20 protein-coding genes, 1 pseudogene and 1 riboswitch are annotated in these 17322 nt (G+C 60.4%); of the genes and pseudogenes, 11 read left to right on the top strand and 10 right to left on the bottom strand.

The features are described 5' to 3' along the window. Nucleotides 1–46 precede the first annotated feature (46 nt). The 3 genes from B0D71_RS19525 to B0D71_RS19515 all read left to right on the top strand — a co-directional run bounded on the left by B0D71_RS19525 (nt 47) and on the right by B0D71_RS19515 (nt 2893). Nucleotides 47–1012: a 2-hydroxyacid dehydrogenase gene (locus B0D71_RS19525; RefSeq protein ID WP_103396216.1), complete on the top strand. Its 966-nt coding sequence runs from the start codon at nt 47–49 to the stop codon at nt 1010–1012. 33 nt (nt 1013–1045) lie between these two features. Then, entirely contained in the window at nt 1046–2044 is a 999-nt protein-coding gene (locus B0D71_RS19520; RefSeq protein WP_103396215.1) for a class I SAM-dependent methyltransferase, read from the top strand. A gap of 50 nt (nt 2045–2094) precedes the next feature. Further along, a riboswitch (yybP-ykoY riboswitch) is annotated at nt 2095–2219 on the top strand. Between the two features lie 89 nt (nt 2220–2308). After that, entirely contained in the window at nt 2309–2893 is a 585-nt protein-coding gene (locus B0D71_RS19515) for a TMEM165/GDT1 family protein (protein ID WP_008016665.1), read from the top strand. Between the two features lie 67 nt (nt 2894–2960). On the opposite strand, the gene B0D71_RS19510 is transcribed toward B0D71_RS19515, so the two are convergent. Continuing rightward, nucleotides 2961–3779, bottom strand: a complete 819-nt coding sequence (locus B0D71_RS19510) for a M48 family metallopeptidase (protein WP_103396214.1) — start codon at nt 3777–3779, stop codon at nt 2961–2963. 272 nt (nt 3780–4051) lie between these two features. On the opposite strand from B0D71_RS19510, the pseudogene B0D71_RS32425 reads away from it, so the two are divergent. Together B0D71_RS32425 and B0D71_RS32420 are read left to right on the top strand one after the other, a co-directional pair. Beyond that, a pseudogene (locus B0D71_RS32425) lies at nt 4052–5335 on the top strand (methyl-accepting chemotaxis protein); the annotation flags it as partial. Between the two features lie 15 nt (nt 5336–5350). Next, complete coding sequence (locus tag B0D71_RS32420) at nt 5351–6193, top strand: methyl-accepting chemotaxis protein (RefSeq protein ID WP_420825143.1); 843 nt, start codon at nt 5351–5353, stop codon at nt 6191–6193. A gap of 112 nt (nt 6194–6305) precedes the next feature. Here the strand turns inward: B0D71_RS32420 and B0D71_RS19500 are convergent, their stop codons facing one another. From B0D71_RS19500 to B0D71_RS19490, 3 genes are read right to left on the bottom strand one after another with little or no spacing between them, the layout of a single operon-like run. After that, a complete protein-coding gene (locus B0D71_RS19500; protein ID WP_007981312.1) occupies nt 6306–6929 on the bottom strand; it encodes an SOS response-associated peptidase in 624 nt (207 codons plus the stop codon). A 35-nt stretch (nt 6930–6964) separates the two neighbouring features. Beyond that, nucleotides 6965–7225 carry a putative signal transducing protein gene (locus B0D71_RS19495; RefSeq protein WP_056726251.1) on the bottom strand — a complete coding sequence of 87 codons (261 nt, stop codon included), beginning with the start codon at nt 7223–7225 and terminating at the stop codon, nt 6965–6967. Nucleotides 7226–7234: 9 nt separating this feature from the next. After that, nucleotides 7235–7417 (bottom strand): CPXCG motif-containing cysteine-rich protein, encoded by a 183-nt coding sequence (locus tag B0D71_RS19490; protein WP_103396212.1) that lies wholly within the window; start codon nt 7415–7417, stop codon nt 7235–7237. Between the two features lie 139 nt (nt 7418–7556). Here B0D71_RS19490 and B0D71_RS19485 point away from each other — a divergent pair, with 139 nt between their 5' ends. Then, nucleotides 7557–8723, top strand: coding sequence for a 1-acyl-sn-glycerol-3-phosphate acyltransferase (locus B0D71_RS19485; protein WP_103396211.1), 1167 nt, complete (start codon nt 7557–7559; stop codon nt 8721–8723). 201 nt (nt 8724–8924) lie between these two features. Here the strand turns inward: B0D71_RS19485 and B0D71_RS19480 are convergent, their stop codons facing one another. Then, on the bottom strand, nt 8925–9203 hold the full coding sequence (locus B0D71_RS19480; protein WP_103396210.1) for a hypothetical protein: 279 nt from the start codon (nt 9201–9203) through the stop codon (nt 8925–8927). Nucleotides 9204–9392: 189 nt separating this feature from the next. On the opposite strand from B0D71_RS19480, the gene B0D71_RS19475 reads away from it, so the two are divergent. Continuing rightward, a complete protein-coding gene (locus tag B0D71_RS19475) occupies nt 9393–9599 on the top strand; it encodes a hypothetical protein (RefSeq protein WP_085724026.1) in 207 nt (68 codons plus the stop codon). Nucleotides 9600–9716: 117 nt separating this feature from the next. On the opposite strand, the gene B0D71_RS19470 is transcribed toward B0D71_RS19475, so the two are convergent. Next, nucleotides 9717–10301 carry a YajG family lipoprotein gene (locus B0D71_RS19470; RefSeq protein WP_007973847.1) on the bottom strand — a complete coding sequence of 195 codons (585 nt, stop codon included), beginning with the start codon at nt 10299–10301 and terminating at the stop codon, nt 9717–9719. Nucleotides 10302–10505: 204 nt separating this feature from the next. Here B0D71_RS19470 and B0D71_RS19465 point away from each other — a divergent pair, with 204 nt between their 5' ends. After that, nucleotides 10506–10745 carry a hypothetical protein gene (locus B0D71_RS19465; protein WP_103396209.1) on the top strand — a complete coding sequence of 80 codons (240 nt, stop codon included), beginning with the start codon at nt 10506–10508 and terminating at the stop codon, nt 10743–10745. Between the two features lie 738 nt (nt 10746–11483). Then, nucleotides 11484–12992 carry a malate dehydrogenase (quinone) gene (gene mqo / locus B0D71_RS19460; RefSeq protein ID WP_103396208.1) on the top strand — a complete coding sequence of 503 codons (1509 nt, stop codon included), beginning with the start codon at nt 11484–11486 and terminating at the stop codon, nt 12990–12992. Nucleotides 12993–13155: 163 nt separating this feature from the next. Here the strand turns inward: mqo and B0D71_RS19455 are convergent, their stop codons facing one another. The 4 genes from B0D71_RS19455 to B0D71_RS19435 all read right to left on the bottom strand — a co-directional run bounded on the left by B0D71_RS19455 (nt 13156) and on the right by B0D71_RS19435 (nt 15168). Continuing rightward, entirely contained in the window at nt 13156–13443 is a 288-nt protein-coding gene (locus tag B0D71_RS19455; RefSeq protein WP_103396207.1) for a PA4642 family protein, read from the bottom strand. Nucleotides 13444–13506: 63 nt separating this feature from the next. Beyond that, nucleotides 13507–13992, bottom strand: a complete 486-nt coding sequence (locus tag B0D71_RS19450) for a hypothetical protein (RefSeq protein WP_103396206.1) — start codon at nt 13990–13992, stop codon at nt 13507–13509. Between the two features lie 141 nt (nt 13993–14133). After that, on the bottom strand, nt 14134–14607 hold the full coding sequence (locus B0D71_RS19440) for a WbuC family cupin fold metalloprotein (protein ID WP_103396204.1): 474 nt from the start codon (nt 14605–14607) through the stop codon (nt 14134–14136). A gap of 3 nt (nt 14608–14610) precedes the next feature. Beyond that, a complete protein-coding gene (locus tag B0D71_RS19435; protein WP_008016649.1) occupies nt 14611–15168 on the bottom strand; it encodes a hypoxanthine-guanine phosphoribosyltransferase in 558 nt (185 codons plus the stop codon). A gap of 165 nt (nt 15169–15333) precedes the next feature. On the opposite strand from B0D71_RS19435, the gene upp reads away from it, so the two are divergent. Next, nucleotides 15334–15972 (top strand): uracil phosphoribosyltransferase, encoded by a 639-nt coding sequence (gene upp, locus B0D71_RS19430; RefSeq protein ID WP_008060213.1) that lies wholly within the window; start codon nt 15334–15336, stop codon nt 15970–15972. A 2-nt stretch (nt 15973–15974) separates the two neighbouring features. Continuing rightward, nucleotides 15975–17249, top strand: coding sequence for a uracil-xanthine permease family protein (locus tag B0D71_RS19425; protein WP_046041878.1), 1275 nt, complete (start codon nt 15975–15977; stop codon nt 17247–17249). The last annotated feature ends 73 nt before the right edge of the window (nt 17250–17322 follow it).

The following is a 17322-nucleotide window of genomic DNA, read 5'->3' as shown; positions in this document are numbered from 1 at the left end:
GCTCGGCAGATTACGCCTTCAGTTCAATGCACAAAAGGTACAGTTGATGACGAATACTCGCCGCGCCGTTTTCCTCGACCACCCGTCCCTGGACCTCGGCGACCTTGACCTCAACCCGCTGCGCAGCTGTTTCAGCGAATTGCAACTGTTCGCCCAGACCTTGCCCGATCAAGTCATCGAACACCTCAAGGGCGCCACCGTCGCCATCAGCAACAAGATCCTGATCGATGCCGCCGCCATGGCTGCCAGCCCTGAGCTCAAGCTGATCCTGATCACCGCCACCGGCACCAACAACGTCGACCTCGCCGCTGCCCGCGCCAACGGGATCACCGTGTGCAACTGCCAAGGCTACGGCACACCGTCGGTGGCGCAGCACACGATCATGCTGCTGCTCAACCTGGCCACGCGCCTGGCCGACTATCAGAAAGCCGTCGACGCAGGCCAATGGCAGCAGGCCAAACAGTTCTGCCTGCTGGACTACCCGATTGTCGAACTCGAAGGCAAAACCCTTGGCCTGCTGGGTCACGGGGAACTGGGTGGCGCAGTCGCCCGCCTGGCTGAAGCCTTCGGTATGCGCGTGCTGCTGGGGCAGATTCCAGGGCGCCCCGCGCGGCCGGATCGCTTGCCACTGGATGAACTGCTGCCGCAAATCGACGCCCTGACCCTGCACTGCCCGCTCAACGAACACACCCGCCACTTCATCGGCGCCCGTGAACTGGCCGCGATGAAGCCCGGCGCGTTCGTGGTCAACACTGCACGCGGTGGCTTGATCGACGAACAGGCCTTGGCCGACGCCTTGCGCAACGGGCATCTGGGCGGCGCAGCCACTGACGTGCTGAGCGTCGAGCCTCCCGTCAACGGCAATCCGCTACTGGCCCACGACATCCCGCGCCTGATCGTCACCCCGCACAACGCCTGGGGCAGCCGCGAAGCGCGCCAGCGAATCGTTGGCCAAGTGGGCGAAAACGCACTGGGGTACTTCAGCGGTAAGGCGCTGCGGGTCGTCAGTTGATAAACTGCGGCACTTTTTTTCACGGGAGCAGTTATGGATCCGCGCAGTGAAGTACTGCTTCGTCAGGCCGAGTTATTCCAGGGTTCAGTGTTGCTGGCCGGTTTGCCCGCCGACGACTTGCTGGGCCGCCTGCCCGAAGCTCATGGCTGGAGCTGGCACGCCGGCGATCAAGCCGCGCTGGACGCCCGCTTCGCCGGGCGCAGCCATTTTGGTGTAAACGCGCCTGAACGTGGTTTCGAAGCCGCCGTGGTGTTTCTGCCCAAGGCCAAGGACCTGACCGACTACATCCTCAACGCCCTCGCCTCGCGGCTGGCCGGCCGCGAGCTGTACCTGGTCGGCGAGAAAAAAAGCGGCATCGAAGGTGCCGCCAAACAACTCAACCCGTTCGGCAAGCCACGCAAACTCGACAGCGCGCGACACTGCCAGCTCTGGCTGGTCACCGTGGCCAACGCGCCTGAAGCCAAACCGCTGGAAAGCCTGGCGCAGACCTACGAACTGCCATTGGCCGAAGGGCCGTTGAAGGTCATCAGCCTGCCGGGGGTGTTCAGCCATGGTCGCCTGGATCGCGGCAGCGCGCTGCTGCTGGAGCATCTGGACAAACTGCCCGGCGGTCACTTGCTCGACTTCGGTTGCGGCGCCGGAGTTCTGGGCGCGGCGGTGAAACGTCGTTACCCGCACAACCAGGTCACGTTGCTGGATGTGGACGCCTTTGCCGCCGCCAGTAGTCGCCTGACCCTGGCTGCCAATGGTCTGGAAGCCGAGGTCATTACCGGTGACGGAATCGATGCTGCGCCGATGGGCTTGAGTGCGATCCTGAGCAATCCGCCGTTCCATGTCGGCGTGCACACCGACTATTTCGCAACGGAGAACTTGCTGCGAAAAGCGGCCAAACACCTGAAAAACGGCGGTGAACTTCGCTTGGTAGCGAATAGCTTCCTGAAGTATCAACCGCTGATCGAAGAGCATCTTGGCGTGTGTGCGATCAAGGCCGAAGGACAGGGTTTCAGAATCTACCGGGCCAAACGCGGTTGAACCTTTTTTGAAAAAGAAGGCTTGCCGAATGAATTTTGCCTAGGCAGAATCCGCTCCGTCCTAGGGGAGTAGTCTCCCACGAGCGCCACGCTCGTCCGGCATGCGTCAACATACTTGGTCAAAAGACCATGGCGCATGCGACCCAAGCATCCACATCAGATGGATCGCAGGGTTTGACAAGACCTATGACACGAACACCTTACCCGGGGCGGGAAGGCTGTACGTGTCATAGCCGTGTCGACCCGCCCCTTAGGAAAACCCCTGATGCTGGATTCACTACTCGTCCCCACCGCAATCGTTGCCTTGGCCGAAATCGGCGACAAGACGCAGCTGCTCGCACTCATTCTTGCTGCCCGCTTCCGCAAGCCCTGGCCGATCATCGCCGGTATCGTCGCAGCGACCTTGGCCAACCACGCGGCCGCCGGTGCGGTAGGCGCCTGGGTCGGGAGTTTCTTCTCGGATACGATGCTGCACTGGATACTCGCCGCGAGCTTCGCCGCGACCGCCCTGTGGACCCTGGTGCCGGACAAGATGGATGACGACGAAGCCAGTACCGCCCGCAAGTTCGGGCCGTTCCTGACCACGCTGATCGCGTTCTTCCTGGCGGAAATCGGTGACAAGACGCAGATCGCGACCGTGATGCTGGCTGCGCAATATCCAGAGTTGTGGCTGGTGATCATCGGCACCACCCTCGGCATGCTGATTGCCAACGTGCCCGTGGTATTGGCCGGTAACTTTGCCGCAGACAAATTGCCATTGACCCTGATCCGTCGACTGGCAGCGTCGGCGTTCTTCATCCTGGCGATTGTCGCGGTGTACAAGGCGATGCAGAGCAGCGGGTGGGTTTGACCCGGGTACTGAAATCAATCTGTGGCGAGGGGGCTTGCCCCCTCGCCACATTTTCAGCGCCTGACAGTCAAGACTTCTTGGCCTGCTCGTAAAGCGGCATGACCTTCGGAATCGCCGCCTGCAACGCCGCAATACGGCTCGACGACGCTGGGTGAGTGCTCATGAACTCCGGCGGCGCACCTTCCGAGACCTTGCTCATCTTGTTCCACAGGGTGATCGCGGCATTCGGGTTGTAACCGGCGCGGGCGGCCAGCTCCAGGCCAATCAGGTCCGCCTCGTTTTCATTGGCGCGGCTGTTGGGCAAGGTCATGCCATAGTTGGCCACGGTATCGGCCAGGGCCAGGCTGTCCTGCCCCAATCCCAACAAGGCGCCGGCGCCCTGCTTGGCCATTTCGATGCCATAAGCCTTCGACATCGCTTCACGACCGTGCTCGCGCAGGGCATGGGCGATTTCATGCCCCATGATCGCGGCGACTTCATCGTCGGTCAGTTGCAGTTTGTCGATCAACCCGGTGTAAAAGATGATCTTGCCACCAGGGCCGCAGTTGGCGTTGAGTTCATCGCTCTTGATCAGGTTGACTTCCCACTTCCACTGGGCCGCGTCCGGACGAAACTTCGGCGCCTGGGCAATCAGCCGGTCGGCAATCACCTGAACCCGCTTGGCATCATTGCTGGTCTTGTCCAGCACGCCTTTGCTGGATGCCTCGCCCACTGTCTTCTGATAGGACTGGGCGTACATCTGATCGACCTCTTGCGAGGACAACATGCTGAACATGTACTGCTTGCGCTCAACGCCTACGGCACCGCCACTGGTGGTATTGACCGACTGGCAACCGGTGAGCAGCAGCGCCGAGCTCAGTGCACTGACAACCAAAATCTTGTTCATCGAAAAACTCCCTGAAAACATGCCGCGTATCCTAGGCGTGGAAATGTATCGACGCCAGATACAATGGACGTAAGACGCGCAATTCGGACAAAGCTCTCATCGCCGTAGAAAAAAATTCACATACGACGACAACCCACAACCCATCACGCCGCGCATTGATTCAATTACGACATCTGGCATGCAAAAACGGTCAATTCAACCGCCCGCGCTCATGCCCGCCCGCCCCCCTGCCGATACACCTGGGCAAACGTCCTTTCCCGCGCGGAGCCCCCATGAAGTTCAAGTCGATCCAGTTTTCCGTGGCGGCCCTTGCCGGCGCCATTGTCCTTAGTGTCGTGGCAGCGCTGGTGGTGTACGCACTGTTTTCCGGCGCCCGGACGCAAGACATGGTCCAGGAGCGGACCCAGGCCCAATTCGAGCAAGTCATCGAACAACGCCTGACGTCCCTGGCGCAAACCCAGGTCAGCCAGATCCAGCGTGAACTCGAAGCACCGCTGCTGATTGCCGGCGGGCTGGTGCGGGTCAACGCCCTGATCGGCACACCGGGCGCCGACGGCCAGCCTGCGCTGAGCCTCAGCCGCGAGCAACTGATCGGCCTGATCAAGGAAAACGTGGTCAAGAACCCGAAAATCCTCGGCACCTACATCGGTTGGGAAAAGGGCGCACTGGATCACAACGATGCGGCCTATGTCGGTACTCAAGTGGTCGGCATCGACGCCGCCAACGGGCGTTTCCTGCCGTGGTGGTTCCGCAACGATGACGGCACCCTGGGCCTGGACAAACTGGTGGACGTCGACGACCAGAAAACCCTGTCCACTGGCGTGCGCGCCAGCGAGTACTACCTGTGCTCGAAAGAAACCAAGAAATCCTGCGTGATCGATCCGGCGCCTTACAAGGTCGGCGACAAGATCGTCATGCTCGCCTCCTTTATTGAGCCGATCATGCTCAACGGCGCCTTCCAGGGCATCGTCGGCGCCGACCTGTCGGTGAACTTCATCCAGGAAATGCTCCTGGGCGCCAACCAGAAACTCTACAGCGGTGCCGGTGAAATGGCCCTGATCGGCGGCAATGGCCGGATCGTTGCCTACACCAAGGATCCGAGCAAATTCGGCGAGAAAGTCAGCGACATCCTCGACAGCAAGCAGATTGCCAACATGGCCAATCTCAAACGCGGCGAAGTCACCTACACCGTCGACAAGGCCCAGGGCCGGATCGAGCTGTACCTGCCGTTCGGCATCGGCCAGACCGACGCCCGCTGGACCCTGATGCTGCAATTGCCGCTGAACGCGGTCATGGCCGACCTGCAAAAACTCCAGGCCGACCTGGACGCACAACGCAAATCCGACACCTTCGGCATGGCGATGGTCGGCCTCGTGATTGCCGGTATCGGTTTGCTGGTGATCTGGCTGGTGGGTCACGGCATCGCTCGCCCACTTAAACAAATGGTCGCCATGCTCGACGATATCGCCCAGGGCGAAGGTGACCTGACACGGCGCCTGACCAGCGACCGCGCCGATGAACTGGGTTCAATTGCCAAAGGCTTCAACACTTTCCTGGCCAAGTTGCAGGTGATGATCACCCAGGTGGTGACGTCGGTGCAGAGCGTCAGCGATTCCTCGGAACACACCGCCGACATCGCCATCCGCACCAACACCGGTGTGCACAAGCAGATGGCCGAGATCGATCAGGTGGCCACCGCCGTGCAGGAAATGACCGCCACCGCCCAGGACGTGGCGCGCAATGCGACCCAGGCCGCACAAGCCGCCAGCCATGCCGATCAGGCCGCCAGCCAGGGCATGCAGATCGTGCGCGACACCTCGAACTCGATTGGCGCCCTCGCCGTGGAGATCGGCCGGGCCGTCGGCGTGGTGCAAACCCTGGCCAAGGACAGCGAAAACATCAACGCCATCCTCACCGCCATTCGCGGGATCGCCGAGCAGACCAACCTGCTGGCCCTGAACGCAGCCATCGAAGCTGCCCGCGCCGGTGAACAGGGGCGGGGTTTTGCCGTAGTGGCCGACGAGGTGCGCAACCTGGCGCAGAAGACGCAAAAGGCGACCGAAGAAATCCAGATCATGATCCAGCAACTGCAGCAGGGCACCCGGGATGTGGTGCGAGTCATGGAAGACAGCCAGAACCGCACGGACGAAAGCGTACTGCACGCGTCCAAGGCCGCCGAAGCGCTGGAAACCATCACTCAGGCGGTGTCGGTGATCAACGACATGAACACCCAGATTGCCAGCGCGGCCGAGGAGCAAAGTGCGGTGGCCGATGACATCAACCGCAACGTGATCAACATCGGGCAGGTAGCCAACGAAGTGGCCGGCGGCGCGGATGAGTCGAGCGCGGCGAGTGCGGACTTGACCAAACTGGCCGAGCAGCAGCGGCGGTTGATCAATCAGTTCAGGGTTTGATTCAAGGACCTCATCGCAGGCAAGCCAGCGCCTACAGGGGATTTGTGAACACCGCAGATCCCTTGCAGGAGCTGGCTTGCCTGCGATGAGGCCGGTTCAGCCACCAAAGAACTCAACCCGGCGTCAAACACTCCGGCCCGTTAAGCTTCGGATCATTCACCATGTTGGCCAGCACCCGTTCGCGCAATGCGGCAGGCTCGCTGGCCAGCAAGGCTTGTAATGCATGCAACGGCGTCTCGGGATCCAGCCACGCCGCCTGCCCCGCCTCATCAAGAATCAATGGGCGCCGCTGGCTCGCCGCCGGTTGGGTAATCACGGCGGTACTCAGCCACACCTGCTCCTGCACCGGATACGCTTCCCAGATCGCCGCAAAGAACAATGACGAGCCCTCCCCCGGTGTCAGCCAGTACGGGCGCTTGCGCGTCGTGCCGCGCCATTCGTAGAAACCATTGGCCGGCAACAGGCAGCGGCGCAAGCGCAGGGCTTCACGGAACATCGGTTGTTCGGCAACGGTTTCGGCACGGGCGTGGGCCGGAGTACGGGACAGGTCGGTCAGCCAGGGCGGCGTCAGACCCCAGCGGGCACGGGCCAGCGTGCGCTGGCCGTCAGGTCCGGCCCGCAGCATCAACACCGAATCGTTGGGGGAAATGTTCCACTGCGCCTGCTGATCGGCGGGAAAACCGGGCAGCGCCGCAAAGGCGGGGTTCCAGCGAAACAGGGCATAACGTCCACACATGGGGCAACACGACTCTTGATCAAACGAACGCCAGCCTAACAGACCAGCGTGCCGGGAAAGCTGTCCGGTTCATCGCCGGACAGCGGCAGCGCTGCATTGTACGCGGTGATCAGCTCACGGGCGTATTCGGCCTGGTCGTTCTCGACCGACAGCCCAAGCAGGCCATAGATCGGCAACTCCCCGGAACCGCCGAGCAAATCACGGCCCATCAGATGCGCCTCAATGCCCTCGCTGGCGAGCATGCCTTGCAGCAACTCGCCTTCCATCAGGTTCTCCGGATCGTAGATGCGCTGCATACACGCTCCTCATTCGTTTTCACTGAACACTTCGAGATGCCATTCCTGTTCGTGAACCTGCAACACGAAGGTTATCGGCCGGCAGCACACCTGACAGTCCTCGATATAGGTCTGATCGCCACCGGACAAATCCAGCATCGTCTCGACTTCCTCACCACAATACGGACATTCATACAGCGCGTTTTCCAGCATCGCGGTCTCCCAGGTGACTTGTGCGTATAATCGCCGGTCTATTTGCAGGGCTATTTTTGTCTGGCTACTTTTTCAGACCGTGCCCCGCCGGTTTTCGATCAGAACCTTTACTTACCCTAGCCGTTTCTAACAAGAGAGCATGATGGGCGAATTCGATGCCATCCGACCTTACGACGACAGTGAAGTCCCGGCAGTGCTGGCACGACTGCTCGGCGACAAGGCGTTTCTAGATATCCTCACCCACTTCCGCTTCCCGCGTTTCGCCGGCGCTTTAGGCTGGGCACTCAAACCTCTTATAGCCCATCGGCTGCGCCGTGAGTTTGCCGGCATTACTTCCGTGGCCACGTTACAGGACAAAGTCGAGGTTTACGTCGACCACACCATTGAGCGCGCCACCGACGGCGTCACGTATACCGGGGTGGAGCAATTCAAGTCCGGCAGTGCCTACCTGTTCATCGCCAACCACCGCGATATCGTGATGGACCCGGCCTTCGTCAACTACGCCGTGTATCACGCCGGCCTGCCGACCCCGCGCATCGCCATTGGCGACAACTTGCTGCAAAAGCCTTTCGTCAGCGACCTGATGCGCCTGAACAAGAGCTTCATCGTGCACCGCTCGATCAGCGGTCGCCGGGAGAAAATGGCGGCTTACCAACTGTTGTCGGCGTACATCAACCATTCGATCCGCAACGATTGCGCCTCGATCTGGATCGCCCAGGCCGAGGGCCGCGCCAAGGACGGTGACGACCGTACCGAATCGGCGATCCTCAAGATGTTCCACATGAGCCGCAAGGACGAGCCGTTCGGCGAGGTCATTCAGTCGCTGAACCTGACCCCGGTTTCGATCAGCTACGAGTACGACCCGTGCGACCAGGCCAAGGCCCGCGAGCTTTACATCCGCGCCACTACCGGCAGCTACACCAAGGCGCCAGGCGAGGATGACGTGAGCATCGCCAAGGGCATCACCGGCTACAAGGGCCGGGTGCATGTGAACTTTGCCGCGCCGATCACCGAACTGTTCGAAGACACCAAGCAATTGGCGATCGAAATGGACAAGCAGATCCTCAGCGGATACCGCTTGTTTCCGGTGCACTACCTGGCTTACGCGCAGTGGAAAGACGCTGATCCGCAACTGCAGGTACCGAAAGCCGCGCAAGTGTTCCCGGCCGAGGAACTGGCCAAGGCCCAGGAAGAATGGCAACGCCGCCTGGACGCCTGCCCTGAAGAGCATCGTCCATTCCTGGTGCTGCAATATGCGACGCCGGTGCGCAATCAGTACCGGGTGAAGGCCGGCTTGCCGCTGTAAGCGGTTTCCGCCAAATGTGAAAACGGCGCCCTAGAGGCGCCGCTTTTGTATCTGTTCACCACATAACCTGTGGCGAGGGAGCTTGCTCCCGCTGGGCTGCGAAGCGGCCCCAACGCCTGATGCAGCTTGGCTATCGGCCTTACGACTGCTGCGCAGTCGAGCGGGAGCAAGCTCCCTCGCCACAGGTGCTGCGTCAGGACTTCAGACTTGCGTGCTGACCCACGACACCAGCAGCGCCAAGCCCATGCAGGCAAAGCCGAAAATGTAGAAAAAACGGTTCATGCGCAAGGTCGCCCAATCCAGCGTGGGCTCTACATTGGGGCGACTCTGGCGCTGCGCCTGCAAACTGGCCATCGCGCGCATTTCACGACGTCGGGTTGCGTGCAGCAACCAGCCGCCCGGGAAGGCAAATAGCAAGGCCAGCAGATTGATCAATTTGGCGGGATGGGCGGTAAACAGCGTCATCAAATGCAGCGACATCACAAACCTCAAGTAAAACAGGTAGCAGGTGCCGACCGGCGACCGCGGCGCGGATTCTACCGAAAGCCTGTGCACCTGCCCTCTGTTTCCGACAAATAACAAAGCAATTGAGCAATGGCTGTCCTGCGTCACGGCTTCGTCATCTGAATCGGCGACCATGCGCGCCTCGAAACCGACACGGACTACGTCATGCTCCACGCCGAAAATCAGGATCGTCTTTACCTCATCACCCCCAGCGAAGAGCAACAGGCCCTCGTCGGCAGCCTCGCCTTCAACGTTCAGGACCGCCATTGGCTGGTGTATTGCGCACTGGGTGGGCATCAACATGCGGACTTGCCAGAAACGGATTTGCTGACCGGTGTGAGCGTGCTGGATTTTTACTCGCAAGCCGCCTGATACCGATCGTAGGAGCGAGCTTGCTCGCGATGGACTTGAGGGCGCCGCGGGGAATCAGATTTCCCGCGTCATCGTTAACGACCATCGCGAGCAGGCTCGCTCCTACAGGGGCTCGCATTACTCGCCGAGAATCTGACCCACGGTCGGGTCCTTGAACAGGCGGGTCAACGCGTCGCTCAGCACATCGCTGACCAGCTTGGTGTTGGTTTCCTGATTCGGCGCCATACCGAAGCGCTGGTCCAGGGACGAACCATAACGACCGCTATAGCGACGATTGGCGTTCTGTACATCGGAGCGGAACGTCGCGCCGATGGTGGCTTCAGTCACGTACATGCCTTCCTTGGGCGACTGGTACTTCAACTCTGCCAGGGTCACGGTCAGCTGCGGTGCATTCATCGCATTGTTCGTCGGGGTAAAGCCCAACAGACGTACGGCGGCTTCAGCCTGGGCCTGCAGCTTCGGCAGAATCTGCGCGCCCTGCACGGTAATCGCGCTGGTCTCCGGGTACAGGCCACCACGGGTGCCCAGCGTCGGCGACGGACGACCGTCCACTACACGTACCACGACAGGCTGACCATGGCCGACCGGGGCCAACTGGGCGGTCAGCTTGGGTTCCGGGCTCAGTTGTTGCGGGCTGTGGGCGCAGCCAACCAGGGTCAAACTGGTCACAGTGATCAAACCGAACAACAGGCGTTGCAACATGCTCTTCTCTCCAGAATCAGGCACAAACAGGCCAGCAGTATAGCGGTGCGCCACTGCGCGGAACCAGCACCTCACAGTGTTTGATGAATTCTCTGACACCCCCTCGGCAATGCGGTTCCTGTCACACAGATGTCACCACTCATACACTTGCACGTAACGGCCTGAAGGCAATCTTCTCAGCAGTCACCCACACGGTACTTCGCCATGCGCCATCTGATCTCTCTGTTCGCGCCACGCCCACTGCATCGCTGCTTCGCCCTGCTCGACCGCAACGGCCACTGCCAGGCCTTCAAACAGTGCAGCCTCCAGCCCATGGGCGAGGGCTGGGTTGAGGTCGAAGAGATCCGCCTGAACTGGCTGAACCAGCCGCTGCCGGCCGGCGCCCGCGTCGTTTCGCAACAGCAGCAGCCACGCTCGCGTGCACAGCAACTGCTGACAACCTGACCAAACACCTAATAAAAGTCATTAAACACGACCATTTCCCTGCGTTTCTTAGATACAATCTCCCCCCGATTATAAGGACGTCTCCTGATCGGGCCTCGCAGCATCGTCAATGCGCTTGTATTGACACCCCGCACCGCCCACAGAGAGCCGCCCACACAGATCGAGTGAAGCTGGCGCGCTTGCTGTTTTGTTGAGCAAAACCTCCACTTTTCGCGAATCTGCAGAGCTGTCATTACGCTCGGTCACTGAGCTGTTTGCCCGTTTTGCCCGTCCTGCATCCCATGGCGGCAATCCACTCGGGCACGGTGCCAGGCTGGGACAGCCCTTTTTGAGGTTCACGTCTTCAAAAGAGCGTGAAAAAAACGGGTTTTCACAACTTCACAAGAGTGTGGCGAGCAAATGAATAGTTTTGCGTCTGAACATGCACCATTAGCGTCTACAACAGCCCAACGACACAGGACCGAGTATTCCTCGAACACCGGAGCCTGAAGCCTGTCCGCTACGGATTTGGTTGCACAAACGGATGTATCGACCATAAGTCGAATTGCCTCCCGCGCGCTGAAATGAGTTCATATGGCTCATAGGCCCGGCAGGTAGCGTCCGTCGAAGTTGCGATAAATTGCGAAGATTCGGACATGGCGATACTGCCATGAATACCCTGGGGCCACACTGACACGCCCCGGAACGCCTGGCAGCCATGCCGACAATTTGGTGCTGCAGATTTTGGAGACGCGTTAAATGGCGCATAACGAAGCAGTCGACGTAGTACTGGTTGGGGCCGGCATCATGAGTGCCACCCTGGCGGTACTGCTCAAAGAGCTCGACCCCGCGATCAAGCTGGAAGTCGTCGAGCTGATGGATTCCGGTGCCGCGGAGAGTTCCAACCCGTGGAACAACGCCGGTACCGGTCACGCCGGGCTGTGTGAGCTCAACTACACGCCGCAGGCCGCCGATGGCGCCGTCGACATCAAGAAAGCCGTGCACATCAACACCCAGTTCGAGGTGTCGAAGCAGTTCTGGTCGTACCTGACCAAAAAAGGCACGTTTGGCTCGTGCAAATCGTTTATCAGCCCGGTGCCACACCTGAGCTTCGTGCAGGGCGAAAGCGGCGTGTCCTTCCTCAAGGAACGCTTCAAGGTGCTGAGCAAGCACCACGCCTTCGACGACATGGAATACACCGAAGACAAGGCAAAGATGGCAGAGTGGATGCCATTGATGATGCCTGGCCGCGACGCTGGCGAAACCCTCGCCGCCACCCGCGTGATCAATGGCACCGACGTCAACTTTGGCGCCCTGACCAACCAGTTGCTCAAGCACCTGACCAGCGCACCCGATGCCCAGGTCAAATACTGCAAGCGCGTGACCGGCCTCAAGCGCAGCAATGGCGGCTGGACTGTCAGCATCAAGGACGTCAACAGCGGCAACACCCGTGAAGTCGACGCCAAGTTCGTCTTCCTCGGCGCTGGCGGCGCGGCACTGCCGTTGCTGCAAGCTTCAGGCATCGAAGAAAGCAAAGGCTTCGGCGGCTTCCCGATCAGCGGCCAGTGGCTGCGTTGCGACAACCCGGAAGTGGTCAAGCACCACCAGGCCAAGGTGTACAGCCAAGCGGCCGTAGGTTCGCCGCCAATGTCCGTGCCGCACCTGGACACCCGTGTGGTCGAAGGCAAGAAGTCCCTGCTGTTCGGACCTTATGCCGGTTTCACCACCAAGTTCCTCAAGCACGGCTCCTTCATGGACCTGCCGATGTCGGTTCGCGCCGGCAACATCGGCCCGATGCTAGCCGTGGCGAAAAACAACATGGACCTGACCAAATACCTGGTCAGCGAAGTGATGCAGTCGATGGAGCAGCGCCTGGAGTCCCTGCGTCGCTTCTACCCTGAGGCGAAAGCCGAAGACTGGCGCCTGGAGGTGGCCGGCCAACGGGTGCAGATCATCAAGAAAGACCCGAAAAAAGGCGGCATCCTGCAATTTGGTACCGAATTGGTCGCGGCCAAGGACGGTTCCCTGGCGGCACTGCTCGGCGCTTCGCCAGGTGCCTCGGTGACCGTTTCGATCATGCTCGAGCTGATCGAAAAATGCTTCCCGACCAAGGCCAAGGGCGAATGGGCTGCCAAACTGGCAGAGATCTTCCCGGCCCGGGAAAAGGTTCTGGAAACCGACGCTGCGCTGTATCGCAAGATCAACACGCAGAACAACGTTGCCCTGGAACTGGTTGAAGCCAGCAGCGAGACCGAAAGCTACGCTTGATTTGGCCTCATGAAAAAAACGCCCCGCTCTCTCTTCGAGAACGGGGCGTTTTTTTGCCTGTCCTGTAGGAGCCCGGCTTGCCGGCGATGATGATTTCGAGGACGCCATCGCCGGCAAGCCGGCTCCTACGGTTCGGGGGCGTTTGTTTGACCCTTGAAAGGTCTTAAGCGCGAATTTTTTCGATCAGCTCGATGTAATCCGGCGCATTGCGCTGATCCTTGATCAGGGCAACGAAGTCATTGCCATGCTCATCCTTGCCATTCACGTCGTAACCCGCCTCGACGAAGAACGTCAGGAAACGTTCGAAATCGTCGATGCGCAGGCCACGGTAGGCCTTGACCAGCTTGTGCAGAGACGGAGACGTCGCGTCGACCGGTTCGAAATCGAGGAACAACTTGATCTGCTCATCGCCGATCTCGTCACCAATCACTTGTTTTTTATCTTTACGCATTGCCGGCTCCAGCTCGCAGACATTTCACGGGGCGGGCAGTTTACCCCCGCGCGGGCTCAAGGCTCAACGCGCACGCGTGCTACCGGTGTGCAGATCAGCCCAGACATGCCCATTGGCGTAGCTGAGGAACTGGCAATACACCGTGTCGTTGCGCAACAAGTCGATCACTACCCGGTATTGCGCCAGCGGGTAATAGAGGGTCAGGGTCTTGCTCTGCTCGTCGTAGACCGGCTTCTTCAGGCTCTTGCTCTCGCCATCGAAGTTGACCAACACCTGGGTAATGGAAGCGCCCTTGTTCAGAGACTTGCCCTTGAGGCGAATCATCAAAGGCGAAGTGACCGGTATCGGCTGTTGATTGGATTGGCGCTGAGCGCCGACCACCACCGAATAATCGGTGACCTGCATCAGTTGCTGCTGTTCGGGAGCGGCATCGCGCAGAGTGAGATCGTCCGGCGGCAGGAATTGACTGTGCATGGGCGCCGGGGCTGCGGCCAGAGGCAGGCTGAGGGTCAGCAACAGGGCGGCGCAACTGCGGATCAAAAGACTCATGGCTGGCTCCAAGGGTGAACGCGTCCCTGTAGGAGCGAGCCTGCTCGCGATGGACGTCAACGATAACGCTGGGAGCCTGATACCCCGCGGCGTTCCTGCGTCCATCGCGAGCCTGCTCGCTCCTACAGGGTGCAAAATCAATCAATCGAACTGCGCGTGCATCCAGGCCTGGTACTCCGCAACACCGGGCTCGCCTTCGCGCGGCGCCCAATGCGCCAACTCACCCTCACCGACCGGACGGTAAGGGCCGGCCTTGCATTCGAACATCAGGCTGTCGGCTTCCAGCACCACCAAACCGTGGAACACACCGGTTGGCAGGTCCACGCCAACACAGTCGCCGCCAGCCTCAAGCACGGTCTTGCTCAGCACCGTACCGGTCTCATCAAAGATCAACACGCCCAGCCGCCCCTTGAGGACCAACAGGGTTTCGGCCTTGTTGTCGCCCAGGTGCCGGTGAGGCGGGATATACGTGGACGGCTGCAGCCCCACCGCCATGCGATGGCAGGCGTCTTCCATCTGATGGAAGTTGTGATGCTGGCGCCCACGAGGATTGGCCGCGGCTTTCCCGGCCAGTTCGGCGAACAAGGTCTGATCCAGAAAGCGAGGCGTATCCATCTCTTACATTCCTTTAACGGCGAAAATCCCGTTGGCGTTACGCCAGTAGCCTTTGTAATCCATGCCGTAACCAAAGATGTAGCGGTCGACGCACGGCAGACCGACGAAATCGGCCTTAAGGTCCGGACGGGCCTTGCGGTCGTGGTCTTTGTCGATCAGCACGGCGGTGTGCACTTTACGTGCGCCAGCGTGTTTGCAGAAGTCGATGATCGCGCCCAGGGTGTGGCCTTCGTCGAGGATGTCGTCGATGATCAACACATCACGGTCGATGAAAGACACTTCCGGCTTGGCTTTCCAGAACAGGTCGCCGCCACTGGTTTCGTTGCGATAGCGGGTGGCGTGCAGGTAGGACGCTTCCAGCGGGAACTGCAGATAGGTCAGCAGCTTGCCGGAGAAAATCAGCCCACCGTTCATCACGCAGAACACCACCGGGTTGCTGTCGGCCATTTGTTCGTTGATTTGTGCACCGACGCGGGCGATGGCCGCCTCGACTTCAGCTTCGGTGTACAGGCAGTCAGCCTCTCGCATGATTTGACGGATATGCTCGAGATCAGCGGACATGGCGCTCTCCAAGGGGATGACGGATTCAGGAAAAGCGGGCAAAGGTACGCACCCAACGAGGCCAGATCAAGCGTTTGTGGACTAACGTACTGTATGTCTATAGGACAACACCCTCGGATAGATTAATCTAGGCCGGTTTTTTTGCCCGCCGCCGGAGCCTTTCCCATGCCCATCCTCGAGATCCGCCATCCGCTGATCCGTCATAAACTTGGCCTGATGCGCCGCGCCGACATCAGCACGAAGAATTTCCGTGAGCTTGCTCAGGAAGTCGGTGCCCTGCTGACCTATGAAGCCACCAAAGACCTGCCGCTGGAAACCTACGATATCGAAGGCTGGTGCGGCACCGTGTCGGTGGAGAAAATCGCCGGCAAGAAGATTACCGTGGTGCCGATCCTGCGCGCCGGCATCGGCATGCTCGAAGGCGTGCTCAGCCTGATCCCGGGCGCCAAGGTCAGCGCCGTGGGCGTGGCCCGCAACGAGGAAACCCTCGAGGCCCACACCTACCTTGAGAAACTGGTGCCGGAGATCGACGAACGCCTGGCGATGATCATCGACCCGATGCTCGCCACCGGGGGCTCGATGGTTGCCACCATCGACCTGCTGAAAAAAGCCGGCTGCAAGGACATCCGCGCCATGGTGCTGGTCGCCGCGCCAGAAGGCATCGCAGTGGTCGAGAAAGCTCACCCGGACGTGATCATCTACACCGCGTCCATTGATCAAAAACTCAACGAACACGGCTACATCATCCCGGGACTGGGCGATGCCGGTGACAAGATCTTCGGCACCAAGCAGAAGGACGCGTGACCATGCAGCAAGAGTTCAACGATCCGCTCTGGCGCACGGTGCTGTCGGGTGCACAGATGCTGTTCGTGGCCTTCGGTGCCCTGGTGTTGATGCCGCTGATCACTGGCCTCGACCCGAACGTGGCGCTGTTCACCGCCGGCCTGGGGACGATCCTGTTCCAGATCGTCACCGGGCGTCAGGTGCCAGTGTTCCTGGCATCGAGCTTCGCCTTCATCACCCCGATCATTCTCGCCAAGGGCCAGTTCGGCCTGGCCGCGACCATGGGCGGTGTGATGGCGGCAGGTTTCGTCTACACCTTCCTCGGCCTCGCGGTGAAGATCAAAGGCACCGGTTTCATCGACCGCCTGCTACCGCCGGTGGTGATCGGGCCGGTGATCATTTCGATTGGCCTGGCCATGGCGCCGATTGCCGCCAACATGGCCATGGGCAAAGCCGGTGACGGCAGCGAGCTGATTCATTACCAGACGGCGATGATGATCTCGATGCCCGCACTGCTGACCACGCTGATCGTCGCGGTTTTCGGCAAGGGCATCTTCCGCCTGGTGCCGATCATCTCCGGCGTGCTGGTGGGTTTCGGCATGGCGTTCTATTTCGGCGTGGTCGATACCGCGAAGATTGCGGCAGCACCATGGTTCGCCATCCCGCACTTCACTGCGCCGGAATTCAATTGGCAGGCGATTCTGTTCATCGTTCCGGTGGCCCTGGCCCCGGCCATCGAACACATTGGCGGCGTGATTGCCGTGGGTAGCGTGACCGGCCGGGATTACCTGAAGAAGCCTGGCCTGCACCGCACCCTGCTCGGCGACGGCATTGCCACCACGGCGGCCGGTCTGTTCGGCGGCCCGCCCAACACCACCTACGCCGAAGTGACCGGCGCGGTCATGCTGACCAAGAACTACAACCCGAAAATCATGACCTGGGCGGCGATCTTCGCCATCAGCCTGGCGTTCATCGGCAAGTTCGGCGCGCTGCTGCAAAGCATTCCGGTGCCGGTGATGGGCGGGATTCTGTGCCTGTTGTTCGGTTCGATTGCGGCGGTGGGGATGAACACGCTGATCCGCCACAAGATCGATCTGGGCGAGGCGCGCAATCTGGTGATTGTGTCGGTGACCCTGGTGTTCGGGATCGGCGGCGTGCTGATCGGCACCGGCACTGGGCCGGACGATTTCGGCCTCAAAGGCATCGCGCTGTGCGCGGTGGTGGCGATTGGCTTGAACCTGATCCTGCCGGGCAATGACAGCTGGAAGCACAAGAAGGCCGATGAGCCGCTGATCTGATTGACGTATGTTGATCGCGGTTAAAGCCGGCTCCTACAAATGTGATCGAATCGTAGGAGCCGGCTTGCCGGCG

It is taken from the genome of Pseudomonas laurylsulfativorans (assembly GCF_002906155.1).
GTDB lineage: Bacteria > Pseudomonadota > Gammaproteobacteria > Pseudomonadales > Pseudomonadaceae > Aquipseudomonas > Aquipseudomonas laurylsulfativorans.
This window is presented reverse-complemented; position numbering and strand designations above follow the sequence as displayed.

What these genes read in the sequence shown, in the direction of transcription:
- B0D71_RS19525 (WP_103396216.1), top strand. Translation starts at nt 47, where the DNA reads ATGACGAATACTCGCCGCGCCGTTTTCCTCGACCACCCGTCCCTGGAC.
- B0D71_RS19520 (WP_103396215.1), top strand. Translation starts at nt 1,046, where the DNA reads ATGGATCCGCGCAGTGAAGTACTGCTTCGTCAGGCCGAGTTATTCCAG.
- B0D71_RS19515 (WP_008016665.1), top strand. Translation starts at nt 2,309, where the DNA reads ATGCTGGATTCACTACTCGTCCCCACCGCAATCGTTGCCTTGGCCGAA.
- B0D71_RS19510 (WP_103396214.1), bottom strand. Translation starts at nt 3,779, where the DNA reads ATGAACAAGATTTTGGTTGTCAGTGCACTGAGCTCGGCGCTGCTGCTC.
- B0D71_RS32420 (WP_420825143.1), top strand. Translation starts at nt 5,351, where the DNA reads ATGATCACCCAGGTGGTGACGTCGGTGCAGAGCGTCAGCGATTCCTCG.
- B0D71_RS19500 (WP_007981312.1), bottom strand. Translation starts at nt 6,929, where the DNA reads ATGTGTGGACGTTATGCCCTGTTTCGCTGGAACCCCGCCTTTGCGGCG.
- B0D71_RS19495 (WP_056726251.1), bottom strand. Translation starts at nt 7,225, where the DNA reads ATGCAGCGCATCTACGATCCGGAGAACCTGATGGAAGGCGAGTTGCTG.
- B0D71_RS19490 (WP_103396212.1), bottom strand. Translation starts at nt 7,417, where the DNA reads ATGCTGGAAAACGCGCTGTATGAATGTCCGTATTGTGGTGAGGAAGTC.
- B0D71_RS19485 (WP_103396211.1), top strand. Translation starts at nt 7,557, where the DNA reads ATGATGGGCGAATTCGATGCCATCCGACCTTACGACGACAGTGAAGTC.
- B0D71_RS19480 (WP_103396210.1), bottom strand. Translation starts at nt 9,203, where the DNA reads ATGTCGCTGCATTTGATGACGCTGTTTACCGCCCATCCCGCCAAATTG.
- B0D71_RS19475 (WP_085724026.1), top strand. Translation starts at nt 9,393, where the DNA reads ATGCTCCACGCCGAAAATCAGGATCGTCTTTACCTCATCACCCCCAGC.
- B0D71_RS19470 (WP_007973847.1), bottom strand. Translation starts at nt 10,301, where the DNA reads ATGTTGCAACGCCTGTTGTTCGGTTTGATCACTGTGACCAGTTTGACC.
- B0D71_RS19465 (WP_103396209.1), top strand. Translation starts at nt 10,506, where the DNA reads ATGCGCCATCTGATCTCTCTGTTCGCGCCACGCCCACTGCATCGCTGC.
- mqo (WP_103396208.1), top strand. Translation starts at nt 11,484, where the DNA reads ATGGCGCATAACGAAGCAGTCGACGTAGTACTGGTTGGGGCCGGCATC.
- B0D71_RS19455 (WP_103396207.1), bottom strand. Translation starts at nt 13,443, where the DNA reads ATGCGTAAAGATAAAAAACAAGTGATTGGTGACGAGATCGGCGATGAG.
- B0D71_RS19450 (WP_103396206.1), bottom strand. Translation starts at nt 13,992, where the DNA reads ATGAGTCTTTTGATCCGCAGTTGCGCCGCCCTGTTGCTGACCCTCAGC.
- B0D71_RS19440 (WP_103396204.1), bottom strand. Translation starts at nt 14,607, where the DNA reads ATGGATACGCCTCGCTTTCTGGATCAGACCTTGTTCGCCGAACTGGCC.
- B0D71_RS19435 (WP_008016649.1), bottom strand. Translation starts at nt 15,168, where the DNA reads ATGTCCGCTGATCTCGAGCATATCCGTCAAATCATGCGAGAGGCTGAC.
- upp (WP_008060213.1), top strand. Translation starts at nt 15,334, where the DNA reads ATGCCCATCCTCGAGATCCGCCATCCGCTGATCCGTCATAAACTTGGC.
- B0D71_RS19425 (WP_046041878.1), top strand. Translation starts at nt 15,975, where the DNA reads ATGCAGCAAGAGTTCAACGATCCGCTCTGGCGCACGGTGCTGTCGGGT.